Raw genomic sequence first — 17,462 nt, forward strand, 5'->3', positions numbered from 1 at the left:
TTCAAGCGTTATTCGCGGCTGTCTCATAATCAAAATGCGGATTGTCGGGAAAGCTCCGCTTCAAGTCTCCCGCCGAGCTCTCAGCTTCATAATGATCTGGTTGATCACTTCCGTAAAAAAGAGCCCCGCCGCGATCGCGCCCGACAGCAAAAATGCCTTAAAACCGAGCTGCACAGCAATGTCGTATCGATTCTCGACGACATTCCTCATCGCATCATAGGCGAGCCCGCCGGGAACGAGCGGAATAATGCCCGCGACATTGAATACGATGATTGGCGTTTTGTACAATTTGGCGAATACGAGGCTCAGTACCGTAATGAAGAACGAGGCGTACAACGTCGCCAGAATCGGATCCGTGGACATTTCCATAAAAGAAATATACAGCAGCCAGCCGGCCATGCCGACAAAGCCGCACTGCAGCAAGGTACGCTTCGGCGCCTGGAACAAGATCGCGAACGCAGCGGAAGCGGCAAAGCTGGTCAAGAGCTGTTCGATCATCATCATGCGATCCCTTCCCCCTTGTAAAACGAAAGGATGCAGGCAATTCCCGCTCCGATGGCAAAGGCTGTCAGGAACGCTTCCGCCCCTTTCGAAATGCCGGAAACGAGATGCCCCGACATTAAATCGCGGACGGCATTGGTGATCAGAAGTCCCGGTACGAGCGGCATGACCGAGCCGATAATCATCTTCTCCAGATCATGGCCGAGTCCGGCTTGCAGCAGCAAGGAAGCCGTCGCGCCGGTCACCAGCGCAGCCAGAAATTCGGCAAAAAACTTGATCGGAATCAGCTTATGAAAATAGATGACGAACCAAAAACCGGCGCCTCCGCACAGCATTGCGGGGATAAAATCCCGCCAGCTCCCGCCGAACATGATCAAAAAACAGCCGCTGGCCACGGCTGCCGCTGCGATACGAAACCATGTCGTGTACCCATCATTGGCCGTCTCGACTTCTTTCAGCAGCCGGTACGCTTCCGCTGCCGTCAACTCACCCTGACTGATCCTTCTGGAAATCGCGTTCACGACCGTAACCTTGCGGAGATCGGTGGAACGTTCAGATATGCGGATTAATCTGGTAGCATGCTCCGGCCCGTCCAAGGAGAACAGAATGCCCGTCGGGGTCACATAGCTATGCGCGTAAGGAAACCCGAACGAATGGGCCATGCGCGTCATCGTGTCCTCTACCCGGGACGTTTCCCCGCCGTTTTCCAAAATGATTTTCCCCGCTAATAAACAAACTTGTGCAATATCATAGGTTGCGTCGGGTATCGATTTCATTCGTTTCTCCTCTCAGCCTCCTTTACGGTAGTGGATCGTATGTGGGAAATCTTTTGTTTCGGAAATATATGGTTAGCTTGGCTTCATGACAGTATAACACTAGCGTACTATTCAGACCAGAACCTGCAATTCAAGGAATGCGGTGTAGAAGAAAAGCGATGGCCGTAAGCCAACGCCTCATTGTTATATCTATATATGGACCACTCTAATTACTCACTTTACCGCTGCTATATATCTCCGCAAACTCTCCTCAACACATTGAGCTATAAGCTGGTGAAAGGAGTTCGAGTCATCACGGATACTTGCTTCTTCTAACGCTTCATAATATTTCAACCGCGTTTCGCTTGCGGCTTTTACGATGGCAGGCGGAAAACCATACTTCATTAGAATTAGATTCATTAATAGTCGGGCAGTTCGTCCATTGCCATCTGTAAAAGGATGAATATATACAAACCGAAAATGAAACGCCGCTGCAAGCTCTACGGGATGGAGTTCATCTTTATGGTCGTGGTACCATCGAACCAACTGCTCCATTCTTTCGGAAACCACCGTAAAATGCGGAGGGGTGTGCTGTGAGCCGGAGATCATGACGTTAATCGTTCGATAGCGGCCGGCATTTTCATCATCGATATTTTTAAGAACCAACTGGTGGATGGATTTGATAACAAACTCCGACAACTCTATGTCTCGATTGACGATTTCTTGAACATAACTTATTGCTTCGGAATGATTGATGACTTCAAAGTGCTCGCGCAGCTTTTTACCGCCAATGGTTAATCCTTCTTCCAATACAAGTTTGGTCTCCAGAAGGCTCAACGTATTCCCCTCGATCGCGTTAGAGTTATACGTCCATTCCACTCTGTAAACCTCATCCAAATTTTTAACCGCTGCCGGTGGTAAAGGTCGGAGCTGATCGAGTTCCCTTTTTAAATCATCGATTTGTTGAAAATCCATCAAAATCCCCTCCTCCCTGCGTAGTTATTACCATTATATCACAGTGAGGGATGGTTAAACTCCAAGAACGGCCATATAGATCTCCAAAGCTTTTAAAATTACATATGTGTTGTTCAAGCAAAGTAAGAATCCAATCATTTGACGAATACGCCACATAAATTAATTATTATCCACAATAGATGGTGATGGATTCTACAAAACAAATTCTAGGCTAATGTCTACAAATATAAGAAACTCTTAAAAAATGGAGGTTAAGGAACATGGCAGATCTCATTAGAGTAACACCAAAGGATTACGGCGCACTTGGCGATGGCGTTACGGATGACACGGCAGCGATAAAAAAAGCAATCGCAGCGGTACTGCAGGACAAGTATCGAAAAACGCTATTTTTCACACCTGGCGACTATGTATTTTCTGAACAGTTAGTTTTAGATAATATAAATGTGGAAGGCGTTGGTTGGAACCACTCCATATTGACTTTAAAGGCTCCATTGGCACAAGGCACGCCTGCTATTCTAATTAAACAATGTGTCTACGAATACAAGACCCAGTTCAGGGGATTAAGGGTCAGGACTGGATATACTCAACCCTCACAAAATGGAGTTGCAATCAAGTACGGTAAAGGAACCGATGGGATCCAACTGAACGGGTCAATGGTCATGGAAGATGTCATGGTCCGCGGGTTTGATTCGGGCATTGTTTTTAACGGTTCACAGAACACGCTGATGAATGTATGGGTACAGCAGTGTTATTACGGCGTGTATTACAGAAACGACCAAGGCGACAACAGCATGATCAACTGTCGTATCTTAGGCAACTCCTTCGCTAGTATCGGCTGCACAAGGATGAGGGATACGTTAATATCCCATTGCTCGCTGGGAACGTCTCCATATGGTATTTACCAAGAAGCGTTCTCTGCAACAACGGGAGTAGGCGCTCCCGATTTTGTGCTATTCGATGTCATGATTAAGCATGTCGGTTTTGAAGGTATGGGTAACGGCGTTATATATTCCGAAAATTGGAGTGTACCGAGTCAAGCAGGCATCATCGATACAACGTTTGAACATGTAGGGTTTTCTTGGGGACCTGCTCTTAGACTTGCAAATAGGCCAGCCGATTATGCTATACAAGTTGGATTTTGCAAGGGAATAAATCGCTATTATCCTGGAGCGGCTCCTTTTTCAAAAGGGGCGAAAGGCATATTTTATGTCCATGGCAATAACGCCATTTGGCAAGGGCATTTTCAACTGGACGATTTTACATTCGGGGCTGGTTATAATGCCGGTCTGTTTCCGGAAGCTCAACGAGCAGTCACTACGAATGGGGCGATAGGCGGAGCGATCAACGCTACGGTTATAAAGAAGCCCGGCTTGCCCTCATCCAATCGAGTTGCTGTTCAATCTTACGCGGAGTTATGGTTATATTTGGACAAATATGTCGGTATTGCAAACAGTGCGCAAACCATTGCATTGCCGAAAAATTTCAGATTCTCCGATAATCCCGTAAAATGGGACATTACCGCCAACTCTACCGGCATACCAAATTCAAATATAAATATTGCCAGCCGGGACGTGATAACAATCACGCCTCCAAGCGGGGCAACCTTCAATGGATTGATCAAGCTAGAAGGCTTCACAGGAAACTAATAAATGGTTTAATCACCTTTAACTTTAGTGCCTTAACCACAGTCCTTGACATGGAGCTTTTACGGGCATGGATGGCTTTCCGCCACGTGGCAACTGCCTAGGAGTTATCATACTAGGACTAGCTAGTCTGTCCATGCCCGTTCCTCCGTGTAAGGGATCTTTCCTTTCCCCTACTTCTCCCTCTGATCCACAACGCGGACGCCCACAACTTTGCTTGCCAAGTCCACTTGTTCATGATCCAGCTCCACTTGTACAAGCCCCCTCCGTCGCTGCTCACGCCATTGCAACAGATCCTCCTCGGTTTCCAGCTTCAGCTCTGCGATTTCAAGAGCGCGGTCGAACATGTACTTCGAGGTATACAGCAGCGTATAAATCCCTCTGCCCCCAGGAACGATAGGTCGCTCCCGCTTCAGCCACTTCTCTACCGTAAACTTTACGTATAGCTGTTCTTCCGTGCCGCGTCGGGCGGGGCGTTCCGTAATTTCCTTACGCCGGACTACCTTCCAGTCTTCTATCTTGCCATACCAATGAATGCCGGCATCTCCGTACGATTGAAACCGCCCTCGCGATTGGTAGAGAGCAACAAAAGAAAAAACTGTGGTTACGAGGTAACTACAGTTTTTGTTGTTTGGGGGAAAGGAGAATTTCATACAAATGCACGTATGCGAGAATACATCCACCCCAGCAAAAGAACACAGCTCACAACCGAGCTGCGCTTTTTCCTGGTTTCCGATTCACCAAAAAAATACTAACAACAATAAGTATTAACCCCGCTAACAAATACAACGTAAACGGCTCATGCAAAAATACGGTGCCGATCAAGATCGCAACGAGCGGAATAAGAAACGTATACGAGGCAACCTTCGTAGCCTCTCCCGAGCCAATCAGCTTGTAAAACACCAGCCATCCGATCGCGATGACGAAGACCGAGATGAACAGCAGGCTCGAGATATAAGGTACGTTCCATATGATGCCGGACCAGCTTTCCACTTCCGAGCCCACTCCCGTCATCACCAGCCCTCCGAAGATGAGCTGAAGCGTTACGAGCCAGATCGGATCAACCGCGCCGCTTACCTTTTTCACATACGATGTACCCAAAGCCCAACTTAACGCAGATCCGAGCGCGAGCAGAATGCCGACGGCGGAGATATGGCCGGACAAGCCGCCGGCGCTGATTACGGCTACGCCGGAAAAGCCGAGGATGAGGCCGACGATTTTGAGGCCGTACATCGCTTCGCCCAGCCACAGCCAGGAAAATACGCCTAGCAGCACCGGCTGCAGGAAGACGATGGTCGCGAACAAGCCGGCCGGCAAATAGTTCAGTCCGATCGTTTGCAGGCCATAGTAGCAAATAATATTGAGCAGCGAAGACAAAATGTAAATATGCCACGTTTCCTTGAGCCGAAGCTGCTTATATCTAGGCACCGCGGCAAACAGCAGAAGCAGACCGCCCAATAACGTTCTCATGCCCGAAAACAGCACAGGCGGCGTGTAGCTAAGCGCAAACTTCGATAACGGCCAGTTCACGCCCCAGACCAATACAAGAAACGCGACAAGCAGTGTCGTTCGCGTTCGGGAAAGCCCCTGCATAGCGTATCACTCCTTATAAGCTGATCATATTCCATCAGAGAAACTTCCACAAATACGAGAAAAGGCCACCCCAAGGCAGCCTTCATCCCTATCATCTTTACTTTCCTGTCATCCATTGCGGCTTGGAGAAGCCTTTGAACTGTTCGTCCATGATTTTCTCGAAGTCTTTGGATTGAATCGTTTCTTTCAAATCTTTCGCCATTTGGCTGTCGATGTCTTTCGTGTTGACGACAAGCACGTTGCGGTAGTTTTCCGCCATGTTTTCCAATTTCAACGCGGAGGTCAGATCCATCTTCGCGGCGAGGGCGAAGTTCCCCGGCACGAGGGCGAGGTCGGAACTGTCTACGGTTCTAGGCAGCTGAGCGGCTTCCAGCGGCTTGATGTTCAGCTTCTTCGGATTTTCTTCGATGTCTTTCTCGGAAGCTTTCGCCGGATCGGCGTCCTTCTTCATTTTCACCAGGCCGATATCTTGCAGCAGCAGCAGCGAGCGGTACAGGTTGGCCGCGTCGTTGGAGATCGTCAGTGCGCTGCCTTCTTTAATGTCGTTAAGCGATTTGAACTTCTTGGAGTACAGACCCATCGGCGCCGTAGGCACACTGATGACTTCTTTCAGGTCCAATTTGTTGTCTTCGGCAAATTTCTTCAAATACAGCACGTGCTGGAACAGGTTGGCGTTCAAAGAACCGCTCGCCAGCGCTTTATTCGGTTGAACGTAGTCGTTGAATTCAACGACTTCGATGGTGTAGCCTTTTTTCTCCATCAGCGGCTTGATCGCTTTGCTGACCATATCGCTGTAAGGACCGGCGGTTGCGCCGATTTTCAGCGCTTTCTTCGGTTCTTCTTTCCCTGCTGCCCCACCGGCTGCATTGTTCGTCGTTCCCGCTCCCGGCTTGCTGCCGCATGCGGCGGCGAACACGGAGAAGATCAGGACCAACGCCAGCAGCATCAACATATTTTTTTTCATGGTTTCTCTCTCCCTCTCTATATGACCCTTTGAATATATTAACGCTTATCTACTTTCCGCGCGGCCCAATCCCCGATAAACTGGATGATTTGAACCATCACGATGAGCAGAATCACCGTTGTAAACAATACTTGATTATCGTAGCGGTAATACCCGAACCGGATCGCGAGGTCCCCAATGCCTCCGCCGCCGACCGTTCCGGCCATGGCCGAGAAGCCGAGCAAGCTGATCGCGGTAATCGTTAACCCGGAGATGATGCCGGGCTTCGCCTCGGGCAGCAGCACTTCGCGAATAATAAGCCAAGGCTTCGCCCCGGCGGCGACGGCCGCTTCTATGACGCCTTTGCTCACTTCCCGCAAAGAGCTTTCCACCAGCCGCGCGTAGAACGGAATCGCAGCGACGGACAGCGGCACCGCCGCGGCGGTCGGACCGATGGTCGTGCCGAGCAGCCATTGCGTGAACGGCAGCAGCAGCACGAGCAAGATGAGAAAAGGGATCGAGCGAATGATATTCGCGATCACGCCGAGCATCTGATTGACCAAACGATTTTCGGCGAACAGCCCCCGGTCGCTAATGAACAGCAGAATCCCGAGCGGAATGCCGACCACAATCGCGATAATGAGCGACAGACCGACCATGTACAGCGTTTCGTAAAAAGCTTTGAGCATGTCCGGCAGCAGCTCCATAAATGCGCTACCCTGCATCGGTGACCACCTCCACGCCGCACTGTTGATCTCTTAGAAATTGCAAAGCTTGCTCCAGCTGCGCCGAGTCGCCGGTTATTTCCATAATGAACGTGCCGAGCGGCTTATCCCCGATGTAGTCGATTTTGCCGTGGAGGATGTTCGTCTTCACGGGAACATGCTTGAGCATTTCATAAATAACGGCCTGCTCCGCGGCTTCGTTGCGGAACAGCACTTTGACTATTCGGCCGTTCGGATCGCGCTTGTCCCACATTTTGCGGGGCAGCTTGAATTCAAGCGTGTTTTGCACGAATTCTTTGGTCAGCGGCTGCTGCGGATCGGCGAAAATATCATAGACGGCGCCCTCTTCGATGATCCGCCCGTTATTCATGATCGCCACTTGATGGCACAACTCTTTCACCACATCCATCTCGTGTGTGATCAGGACGATGGTGATGCCGAGCTTCTGATTAATCTCCCGCAGCAGCGACAAGATCGACTGCGTCGTCATCGGGTCCAGCGCGGACGTCGCTTCATCGCAGAGCAGCACTTGCGGATCGTTCGCGAGCGCCCGGGCGATGCCCACCCGCTGCTTCTGTCCGCCGCTCAGCTGAGCCGGGTAATGATCCGCTTTGTCCGACAGTCCAACCAGCTGCAGCAGTTCATGCACCCGCGGAGCAAAGTCCGATGCGGATTTGCCCGCCGCCTTCAGCGCGAAAGCGACGTTCTCGAATACGGTTTTGCTGCTGATTAGATGAAAATGCTGAAAGATGATGCCGATCTTTTGCCGCGCCAGCCGCAGCCCCTCGCCCGCCAGCGAGGTCAAATTGACGCCGTCTACGATCACTTCACCGGACGTGGGACGCTCCAGCAGGTTGATGCACCGCAGCACGGAGCTTTTGCCTGCGCCGCTGTAGCCGACGATCCCGAAGATCGTCCCTCTAGCGATCGTCAGATTGACGTCGTGAACGCCGATGACGGTGCCTTTTTTCGTTTTATATTGCTTGTGCAAATGCCTCAGCTCGATCATGAAACTCCCCCCAAGCAAAAACACCTTTTCCGTCGAGAAAAGGCGTCGTTCGTCACAACTGATTCCTTTTACGAAATCTAGCGAAAATTAATTAACGATATAAATAGTTACGCTAAATCTTACTATCCTGCTCGGATATTGTCAATGAAGGAAATCGCAATTTTTTTGAACATCGTACGATAAAATGATGATAGCGTTTTCTTTTGGCAAAACCAACCATTATATTATTGAAAGAAAAATATTACCAATCATAACAGGCAAAATACCATGCCAAAAAATCCTCAATCGACGAGATCGAGGATTTGTCAGTCATTCCGCTGCAACGAAGACGAACAGAATGGACTGGGTTTTGTTTGAGAAAAAAATAGCATGACTCCGTAGCCATGGCGTTGGGAATTGTTCAGCAAACAGCAATGATCCGCTCCTGATGCACGAAAAGAAAAGACGCAGCCCCATACTTTACTTATCCGGCCTGACCTTCCCCCTCCGAGAAAGCCCGCTTGATCAACTCGATGACGCCCGGCACGTCCCCCGGCTTCAGATGCTCGATGATGAGAGGAATGTCGGGAGTGTGCCTGCGCAGCAGCTTCGCATACGCCTTGTAGTCCATATAACCGTCACCGGTTTTCGGCGTTTCGATTCCATTGTCCGTATACACGACATCCTTCGCATGAGCGATGGGAGCGTGCGGCGCGAGTTTGCGAAACACATCGTCCAGAACGGCCGTCGGCGCCGCCAAGTCCTCTTGGCGAAAATAGTTGCATGGATCGAGCACGAAACCGATGTGCTCCTCCCCATAGCGGTCTAACACCCGCAGCGCCTCGTCGGTCGTAGCGACCGTATATTTGACGCAGCCTTCAATGAGCAGCTTGACGCCATGCGCCTTGCACTTGTCGACCAGACGGTCGAGCACGATCAGCAGCTGCTCCCAGCCTTCCTCGGTATGATTGGCCGGATAGTCCAAGTTCGGGAATTGCGGATTGAGCCCTCCCGTTTCCGTGGCAATGTAAGACGTACCGAAGTCGTGACAAACCTCGATCAATTGCTCGAACGTGCGGAGCCCCGCTTCGCGAACCTCGGGATCGTGATGCACCAGATTGCAGTAGCCGCATAAGGCGGCAACGTTCAGTTCGTACCGGTCCAACTCCCGTTTCACTGATCGGGCCCACGAAGAAGAAATGCGCTCACCCGAAGGGAGAATTTGCGGGATCCGCGGCTCCAGATGAAGATGGCGAAGACCTAATGACGACACGGTTGCCGCCATGTCCTGCAATGAGTAATTACGGTATACATGATTGAAAATGCCTAACGGATTCATTTCACGCGGGCTCATACCAGCACTCCTTTACAGTTTATTTGCCGTTTGGCACCAAGCGAATCATGTCGAGAACCATGGGATATGTTTTGTTCCTTGGCGATATTTCCTTCACAGTGAACGAGATGGTCTGGTTGCCTGGTTTGGCGATCGTGACGCTGCCCAGAGCAATCTCCTTGTAGCCGGGATCCCGACTAACAGCATCGAACGGCTTGCCTGCCGGTTGTCCGTTGACGCCGGCCTGCACGAGAAACCGCTCCCGCTCTTTTCCCAGTCCCATAATCCATTGCAACAGCCGTATGAAAAAATTCGGCCGAGTTTGCGGTTCGGTAAGCTCCGCTCCGGATCCCGTCCCCGGAACGACTTGCCAACGGACGGACAGGTCATACGAACCTGGTGACGGCACGTTGAAATTCAGCGTCACCTCATCTTGCACCTTGCTTGCTTCGTAGTTCAGCACCGCCCCTTCGCTTGCGTTCGGGTCTTTGACGATGCCGGTTGTGCCGCCGGATAAAGCTGCAACTGCCAAGTCCGCCGCACGATAATTGCCCGCACTGTCGGCCGTCGTATGAAGCAGCTGCTTGCCGTCCACAAAGTACATATAGTTGAACGGATGGCTCTCGATCAAATCCAGGACGCCGTCCCCGTTCCAATCGACCGCATAAAACAGCGGCTCATGATTGGTGACCGTAACATATTTGGTATAGTCGTTATTCAGGATATACCGTGTCTCAAACACGGGGTGACCCGCAGAGCCGACGTTGCGGTACCAGTACAAGTTCTCTTTATCCTTCGTCGTACCGCAAAGGATATCCCATCTCCCGTCGCCGTCCCAATCGACGACTTGCAGATTCGCCCGCTTGTTGTAGCTCACCTTGATCGGATGCCCATCCATGTCTCCGGCCTCGGTCAAAATGTTCAGATCAGTTAAACTTGACCCGTTTCTCTGGTAGACTATAATACGGTAATTTTTATCGATCATGAGCAGCTCAAGTGTCCCACCGGGATCGTTGTCCCAGTTCACCGCCGCTGGCTTCGTTCTCCATGGATTGGCCAATGGTTTCCCGCCCAGCGTGAACGGAACGGGGGCGGCAAGAACCGGGTTCGACCGGGTGCCGGTATTTTCGATAAAATACAACGACCCTTGTCCGTCCTGGGTGATGATGTCCAAATCGCCGTCTCCGTCCCAATCGACCGCAAGCGGATTCGTATACCCGACCGCCGCTTCGAATGGTCCCCAATCATACGAGCCGCGAGGCGCATCGAAATTGAGCACGGCCCCGCCGACATGCAGCTGGACCGGATTGCGAAAGCGGTACTCGCCGTTGGTCCCCACGTTCTCGTACCAATTCACATGTCCATTCTCGTCACCGGTCAGCATATCCAGCCGGCCGTCATGATTCCAGTCGACGATTTCGGGAGTCTGAAACTGCCCGAATTTGATATCTACGTTCGTCCCGTCCGGCGTTTGGACGATGCCCTTCAATGTCCATACCGGAGCGGACCGCGTGCCCGTGTTCTCATATAGCAGCAATCCGTCGGTGGAGCCGAGCAGCAGGTCCAAGTCTCCGTCGCCGTCGGCATCGTATACGGACAGCGCCGTGGTAACGATCCCCGTATCCACCAGCAATGCGGGGGGAGCGAGTACCGGACTCGCGGCGGTTCCGGTATTTTCGATCCAATATACATGGCCGCGATAATCGGCGTAGACGATATCCAAATCGCCGTCGCCGTCCCAATCGACCGCTTGAATTTGAACCCGATACGGCGTATTGATGTCGGCGCCACCGGACTGTAGGATTTGGCCGGAAGCGAATGCCGGGGCATCGTCGGTTCCTATGTTTTTAAAAAACCAGATGGACCCGTACCTATACACCTGCTTCGAATTTCCGGTAACGCCGGTCCGATCAACCATGCCCAGCAGCAAATCCCGTTTGCCGTCACCATCCCAGTCGACCATCTGAATCGACGGGCTCTGGATCGTATTCCAGTTCGTATACGAGCTGAAATTCCCCGTAATTCCGCTGCCGCCCGCTTGAATCTCCCCGGTATCTTTCCAACTCGGCTTGTCGTTCGTGCCGGTATTCAAATACAGACGCAGCGTATACCGGGCAACAAAATCGACAACACCGTCGTTGTTCCAATCCACGAGGTATCCGTCCGCCACGGGAAGCCCGAGGCTTAGGCCCTGCATGGGAAGAAGCGGAACGGCGTTCGTTCCCTGGTTCAAGTACATTTTGCCGCGGACGTACACGTCCAGCTTGCCGTCTCCGTTCCAGTCCAGCAGCTGGTGGATAGTCGCATTCGGCTGATCGGTGCTGTACCAGTTAACCGGGCCGCTCTGGCCGAATTTGAGAATGGTGCGGGCAGCGTTCATCGCAGTCACGTTTGACCCCCCTTGCAAAGCAGCGGCGAGCACGATAAACGGCACCAACACTGCTATTATTCGTAGTTTCCATTTCACTCGCGTTACCCCCATGTTCAGCAGCGCTACAGCGCAGAACGCCGGGACTGCCTTGGAACTCCGGCGATCAGCCCTGCTTCTTCACGCCAACTCCACGCCGCCGCTGCGCATTAAAGCCGCCAAGCTGGCAAGTCCCGTCTCGCTCAATTTGTCCAGAGGATAATGCGGCTGCCCTTCGCCGAAGCCGAGCAGCTGCGGGGCCGCTTTCAGGACGGACAGCGAATAGCCTTCCATCGTAAGCGACTCCTCCAGCCTCACGACAAAATCTTGAACCTCGTACGCCTCCTCCAGCCTTCCGGACTTGACCGCTTCATACAGTCGCACCATCTGCCGGGGAATCATATTGGCGACGCCCGGAATGAGTCCCGCCGCGCCCATTTGCAAGCTGATAACGCTGAGCACCTGCACCCCTTGAAGCACGGAGAAATGCTCCATATGACGAGTGAGCCGGATCGTCTTCTGGAACTGGGGCATGTTGCCCGAGCTGTCTTTGAAAGCGACGACGCCCGGGAATTGGGCAATCTCGTACACCGTCTCGGCGTCAATCGGGTTGCCCGTATATGCCGGTACGTTATAAATGACAATCGGCAGCTCCGTTGCTTCCCGGATGGCCGCAAAATGCTTCACAATCTCCTTCGGCTTGACGCGAAAAAAATAAGGCGAGACGGCGACGACCGCGTCAGCTCCGATCTCTTCCGCTTCCTTGACCAGCTCCAGCACTCTCGCCGTGCTCGTCTCCATCACCCCAACCAGCAGCGGCGACTTGCCCTTGCACTCCTCGCGAACCGCGAGCAAGCCGCGCAGCCGCTGTTCCCGCGTCAGCATCGGAGACTCCGCCGCCGTGCCCATGGCGAATATGCCGTCCACGTGGCAGGACTGCATATAGCGTACGAGCCCTCGGAGCGCCTCTTCATCTACGCTGTAATCGCTTTTCATCGGTGTTATCACCGGTGGGATGACACCGGTAAGCTTTGGTAATACCATGATCGTTTCTCTCCCTCTCATCAAATGTAATTTTCTGTATTCGTACGGACCAACCAATCGAACGACATACGCACCAACACGACCTCTTTCGCAAATCCGGGCGACAGCTCGTAAGCGCCCGCTCCGATCAGCACCACGATCGAGTCAGGCATGACCGCAACATCCGAATAATTGCACGGCCCGCGAAAGACGTCCTTTTGCGTCGTCCAGCTCGCGCCTTCGTCATAGCTGATCGAAACTTCCAAAGCATTATCGGGATCAGGACGTTTGCCCTTAATCGTGCTGTACAACCAGACCGGCGCACCCGATGCCGGCTCTTGTCCGCTCCAGCTCGCAAGGCCGGAATCGCAGCCCCAACGGGCAGGGAACGCCGTGTCGGAGTATGGCTGTGACCAGGTGAGCCCCCGATCGCTGCTGACGCTGATGACCCGGTGCCGCAAGCCGTTCACCCGGGCGTTCAACAGCAGTGCCCCGCTCTCCAGCTCTACAAGGCGCGACTCGTTATTACCGAGCTCCGGCACGAGTGGAACAACCCCTCCCGCCTGCCATGTAGCGCCATGGTTGTCGCTGTATAGGACGCCGTTGCCGTAACATCTTTCCGCCGCAGGGAGCGCAATGTCTTTGCGTGCCCAATATTGCAGTACCAGCCGGCCGTCACGCAGCTGCAAACCGTGTCCGGGCCCGGGCAAAAACAGCGTCCACCCGTAACGGTTACTCTGCTGCAAGAGACCGGTAACCTCCGTCCGTTCCGACCATGTGAGGCCGTCATCAGAGCTAACCTTGAAAAACATCCGCGTCGACACGTTATGCGCGTTCAGCGCGTAGAAGACAAACAGCTTGCCCGTGACGCGGTCCGACAGCGCAGTAGGATTCGCCCAGCATTCGCCGTCCTCGCTCATCTCGATCCGCTGTGCCGCTTCCCATGTGGCTCCGCCGTCCGTGCTTCGCTTCAGCACAAGATGATGCGGGCCGTGATCGGCGTAATGGATTCTCGCTTCCGCGAAAGCGAGAATCGTGCCTTTCATGCTCACGGCGAGGCCGAACACCATATGCGTCATCACGTCCCCTTCCCCGGGTGCCCAAACGGTCGTTTGCGCATAAGGGGGAACCGTTTCGCGCAGCTTGTTCATGGGCATCAGCTCCTTCATTTGGCGGCCGCCTTCATCTCGGCCACTTTTTTGTCGATCGCTTCGTCCAGCTCGCGCAGAATCGTGTTGTTGTCTTTTTTGCCCTCTACGATTTCGTTAAACTTGGCTCTCACCAAAGAATCGACCGAACTATCGAAGTAAGGGCTTACATGTGGGTCCGATTGTTTATGCTTGAAAATCGCCTGCAAGTTTTTGTCCTTCAGCTCGGGCGAGTTGGCGCCGAACTGCTTTTGAATGTCCGCACTTTTCAACACGGTTGGAAAGCCCGCGCGGTTCAGCTGCGTCTGCACCTCATCGGAGTTTAGAAATGTAATAAGTTTGAACGCTTCGTCCGGATATTTGCTCGTCGGTGTAATGCCGAGATACGTGTAGTTCGCATACGGATCGACGCCGGGCGCCTCAGGGTAAGTCGGAACGGTCACAATATCCCATGCCAATTGCGGATATTGCTTGGTCGCAGTGATCATCGTGCTCGGGTTGATGACGACCATCGCGAGCGTTTCTTTGAAGAACGGTTCCATCACTTTGGCAATCGTACCCGGGATCGGCACGTTATTGCCGGGGATGCTGTAAAGCTGCTTGAACATCTCCGCAGGACGCGACCATGCGGACATATTCGCTTTTCCATTCTTATCGATCACCGCCACATTCAGTTGCGAGGCGATCATATTGTAAAATTGCAAATCCATGCCGCGGTACTGAACGCCGTTCTCCAGACGGGTCATGCGTGCGGCCAGCTTGATCGCTTCGTCCCACGTCATGTCATCCTTCGGCACCGGCACGGCAAATTTATCGAACAACTGCTTGTTGTACAGCAGCGAGTGCCCTACTTTGGACGTCGGCAAGCCGTACAGCTGGCCTTGTGGCCCAAAGCCGCGCATGCTTTGAATCAAGCCGGGGTCATATCGTTCCAGATCCACATTGTATTTCTTGATCAGCGGTGTCAAATCCATCTCCATCTTCACCGGGAGCACATTAAATATCATAAAATTTTTCGTCTGCCTGATGATATCCGGCGGATTGCCGGCTGCGATCAGCTTCTCCAGGCTCAGTTCCTGTGAGGCGATCCGCTCCAGCGTCACATTCGGAAACTTTTTCTTAATCGGATCGGCCGTCGTCTCCTTGAAAATTTGCTCGTTGTCGCCGGTCCATACTTTGAGCGTCAGCGGCTCCGAACTGGATAGCCGGTCCGGCTTTTCTTCTTTTGGTGCCGGCTTCGCTTCCTTTCCGCCGCTGTCCTGACTGCACGCCGACATAAACACAGCCAAAACGCAAATGGACATATAGGCGACCGCTTTGTTAAACATTCACATAACCCCTCCTGTTGATCCGTTAAAAGATCGATTATCTTCTTTTTTGGAATGACTTATCCGACCGTTTCTTGCTTGCTAAGATACATAATGGATGTCCATCGTGTGATGTAAGCGCTTAAATTCTCGTGAAACTAAAATTTCATTCATTTCTTACCCCCCCCATATCTTATGAACTCTCATAATATGAGATATAATCTCATTATTATTTCATATAATAAACTGCACCTATAATAAAATGTTCCGGTGCAGTTTGTTACGCTTACCACTTACAGATGATTGCCCAACTTGGCCGATATATTATGAACGGCGGGCAGCAGCTCGCGGACAATGCGTTCTTCGTTTTCCTTGGTAAAGTCATGCGCAGGGCAAGATACGCTGATCGCAGCCACGACTTCATTGCGGTGATCCCGAATCGGGGCCGCTACGCAGCAGCTGATCATGGAATGCTCCTGCCGGTCCACGGCGTACCCGTTAAGCTGGACTTTCGTGAGCTCTTGCAAATACGCCTCCGTATTGGTGATCGTATTTGGCGTCCTGGCCGCCATCTCGCTTTGCAGCAGGATGCGTTCCACCTCTTCGTGCGGCTTCCAAGCGGTCAACGCTTTACCCAGTGCCGTACTGTAGATCGCTACTTTCCTGCCAATCGGTGCGCGGCTAATGACCGAACCGACGCCTTCCAAGCTTTCGATATAGACGACTTCACCTTCGGACAGCACGGCCAAATGCGTCGTTTCGCCCAAGCTGTGGACGAGCCGCTTTAATTCTTGCGCCGCTACCTCATTAAGCCGTCTGCTCTTAAATAAGTAGCCTTGCAGTTGAAGCACTTTGATGCCCAGAAAATACTTTTTGCTATCCGGCTCCTGCTCCACATAGCCTCGATGCTCAAGCAGCGAAACGAGCCGATGCGCGGTGGACAGATTCAGCTTCTGTTTCTCGGCCAAATCCTTAATGCGTATTCCGTTCTCGCAGCCTGCGATCGTCTCGAGCAAATTCAATGCCCGCTCTACCGATTGTACGGAGTAGATTGATTTTTCAGCCATTGTCGTATCCTCATTACTTTCTTGATTTTCTTTCATAATATGGGATTGAATTTCGTATTATAGTTTAATTCTAAGATGCATGCCATATTCTGTCAAGCAGAAATAGCTGCATCCTATGCGGAAATGTACTGGGGTTGTTAGCTCGAGCAATCCGCGGCCGTCCTGCGAAACGAAATAGCCAGTCGCCCATTGAATTTTGGCTACTGGCTGCTTGGATCGTTACATTGATCTCTGTCTCATGATCGAGGGTCAACCCCGGACGGTCTTACCACTCCGAATCCTCGTCTTACTGCAAACGCTCACTTGATCATCTCGCGGATCCCCGGCCAATGAAGCCATATATCGGTCATCGGCGCTTTCCAGTCTTGGTCGTGATCGACGTGCTTCACGCGAAAAAAAATCGCATACCTTGGGAAAGGCGAAACGTTAGGTGCCACGCCGTGAGCCAGTTGGTAGTGGACGAGAAAGACGTCCCCCGGCTCCCCTGTCGTTTGTACCGGCTGGGGCAGTTCCACTTTCGGCATGCCGTTCAGCAGCGATTCCGCGCCGTGCTCGCGGAAGTAATTCTCATAGATGCGATGCGTCCCAGGCCATACCGTGAAATTGCCGGCATATGGAGTGCGGACCGGACTTAGCAGCACGCCGACAAGCATCGTAAAATTGCTGATCTTCCCTTCGGGAACCCCGTTCGTCGGCGTATACATCCCATCAAGGTGGCAGTGCGGCTGGCCCGGCGGATCCTGCAGCGACGGAAAGCGCAGGGCGATTTGCCCGCGCCCCACCGGACGCGCCGCCCCCTCGCCGAGCAAACATTGCACCATATCCGCCACCGGCGTCTTGTTGTACAAGTCCGAAATAACGGAATCTCCTTGCAGCTCCGGGCAAAACGATTGGGAACGAAAGATCGGCATGTCGCTGACATTCATCCCTTGCCCGACGGAATGGTTAATATGGCGCATCGCATCGTCGACCATCGCTTTGGGGATCACGCCCGGCACATGGATATATCCGTTTTGCAGCATGGATTGCTTTTGTTCATAGGCAAGTTTCATCT

The 17,462-nt window shown here is 52.4% G+C and carries 16 protein-coding genes; 1 reads left to right on the forward strand and 15 read right to left on the reverse strand.

The features are described from left to right. Positions 1-60: 60 nt before the first annotated feature. The 3 genes from ACFQI7_RS25585 to ACFQI7_RS25595 form a co-directional block, all read right to left on the reverse strand. Entirely contained in the window at positions 61-501 is a 441-nt protein-coding gene (locus ACFQI7_RS25585) for a threonine/serine exporter family protein (RefSeq protein WP_218099931.1), read from the reverse strand. Then, complete coding sequence (locus tag ACFQI7_RS25590; RefSeq protein ID WP_218099800.1) at positions 501-1,277, reverse strand: threonine/serine exporter family protein; 777 nt, start codon at positions 1,275-1,277, stop codon at positions 501-503. The genes ACFQI7_RS25585 and ACFQI7_RS25590 overlap by 1 nt, the downstream gene beginning before the upstream one ends. 213 nt (positions 1,278-1,490) lie before the next feature. Continuing rightward, positions 1,491-2,231, reverse strand: a complete 741-nt coding sequence (locus ACFQI7_RS25595) for a Fic family protein (RefSeq protein ID WP_218099801.1) — start codon at positions 2,229-2,231, stop codon at positions 1,491-1,493. A 260-nt stretch (positions 2,232-2,491) separates the two neighbouring features. Between ACFQI7_RS25595 and ACFQI7_RS25600 the strand changes: the two genes are divergently transcribed. Continuing rightward, entirely contained in the window at positions 2,492-3,877 is a 1,386-nt protein-coding gene (locus ACFQI7_RS25600; protein ID WP_218099802.1) for a glycosyl hydrolase family 28-related protein, read from the forward strand. A gap of 170 nt (positions 3,878-4,047) precedes the next feature. Here ACFQI7_RS25600 and ACFQI7_RS25605 read toward each other — a convergent pair whose 3' ends face one another. From ACFQI7_RS25605 to ACFQI7_RS25660, 12 genes are all read right to left on the reverse strand, one after another. Beyond that, a complete protein-coding gene (locus ACFQI7_RS25605; protein WP_230415061.1) occupies positions 4,048-4,527 on the reverse strand; it encodes a hypothetical protein in 480 nt (159 codons plus the stop codon). 49 nt (positions 4,528-4,576) lie between these two features. Then, positions 4,577-5,467, reverse strand: a complete 891-nt coding sequence (locus tag ACFQI7_RS25610) for a DMT family transporter (protein WP_218099803.1) — start codon at positions 5,465-5,467, stop codon at positions 4,577-4,579. 97 nt (positions 5,468-5,564) lie between these two features. Continuing rightward, on the reverse strand, positions 5,565-6,431 hold the full coding sequence (locus ACFQI7_RS25615) for a MetQ/NlpA family ABC transporter substrate-binding protein (protein ID WP_218099804.1): 867 nt from the start codon (positions 6,429-6,431) through the stop codon (positions 5,565-5,567). Positions 6,432-6,469: 38 nt separating this feature from the next. Further along, positions 6,470-7,135: a methionine ABC transporter permease gene (locus tag ACFQI7_RS25620; protein ID WP_218099805.1), complete on the reverse strand. Its 666-nt coding sequence runs from the start codon at positions 7,133-7,135 to the stop codon at positions 6,470-6,472. Beyond that, positions 7,125-8,144 carry a methionine ABC transporter ATP-binding protein gene (locus ACFQI7_RS25625; protein ID WP_218099806.1) on the reverse strand — a complete coding sequence of 340 codons (1,020 nt, stop codon included), beginning with the start codon at positions 8,142-8,144 and terminating at the stop codon, positions 7,125-7,127. Before ACFQI7_RS25625 ends, ACFQI7_RS25620 begins: the two co-directional genes overlap by 11 nt. Before the next feature lie 463 nt (positions 8,145-8,607). Continuing rightward, complete coding sequence (locus ACFQI7_RS25630) at positions 8,608-9,477, reverse strand: sugar phosphate isomerase/epimerase family protein (RefSeq protein WP_218099807.1); 870 nt, start codon at positions 9,475-9,477, stop codon at positions 8,608-8,610. A gap of 19 nt (positions 9,478-9,496) precedes the next feature. Then, entirely contained in the window at positions 9,497-11,836 is a 2,340-nt protein-coding gene (locus tag ACFQI7_RS25635) for an FG-GAP repeat domain-containing protein (RefSeq protein ID WP_230415093.1), read from the reverse strand. Positions 11,837-12,004: 168 nt separating this feature from the next. Continuing rightward, positions 12,005-12,907: a dihydrodipicolinate synthase family protein gene (locus ACFQI7_RS25640; protein WP_218099809.1), complete on the reverse strand. Its 903-nt coding sequence runs from the start codon at positions 12,905-12,907 to the stop codon at positions 12,005-12,007. A 20-nt stretch (positions 12,908-12,927) separates the two neighbouring features. Then, on the reverse strand, positions 12,928-14,055 hold the full coding sequence (locus tag ACFQI7_RS25645) for a sialidase family protein (RefSeq protein WP_218099810.1): 1,128 nt from the start codon (positions 14,053-14,055) through the stop codon (positions 12,928-12,930). Beyond that, the gene (locus tag ACFQI7_RS25650) at positions 14,052-15,362 is read right to left on the reverse strand and encodes an ABC transporter substrate-binding protein (RefSeq protein ID WP_218099811.1); all 1,311 of its coding nucleotides are present in this window, start codon (positions 15,360-15,362) and stop codon (positions 14,052-14,054) included. The genes ACFQI7_RS25645 and ACFQI7_RS25650 overlap by 4 nt, the downstream gene beginning before the upstream one ends. Positions 15,363-15,634: 272 nt before the next feature. Then, positions 15,635-16,408 (reverse strand): IclR family transcriptional regulator, encoded by a 774-nt coding sequence (locus ACFQI7_RS25655; protein WP_218099812.1) that lies wholly within the window; start codon positions 16,406-16,408, stop codon positions 15,635-15,637. A 299-nt stretch (positions 16,409-16,707) separates the two neighbouring features. Continuing rightward, entirely contained in the window at positions 16,708-17,460 is a 753-nt protein-coding gene (locus ACFQI7_RS25660) for a phytanoyl-CoA dioxygenase family protein (protein WP_218099813.1), read from the reverse strand. Positions 17,461-17,462 lie beyond the last annotated feature (2 nt).

Source organism: Paenibacillus allorhizosphaerae, assembly GCF_042659105.1.
GTDB lineage: Bacteria > Bacillota > Bacilli > Paenibacillales > NBRC-103111 > Paenibacillus_G > Paenibacillus_G allorhizosphaerae.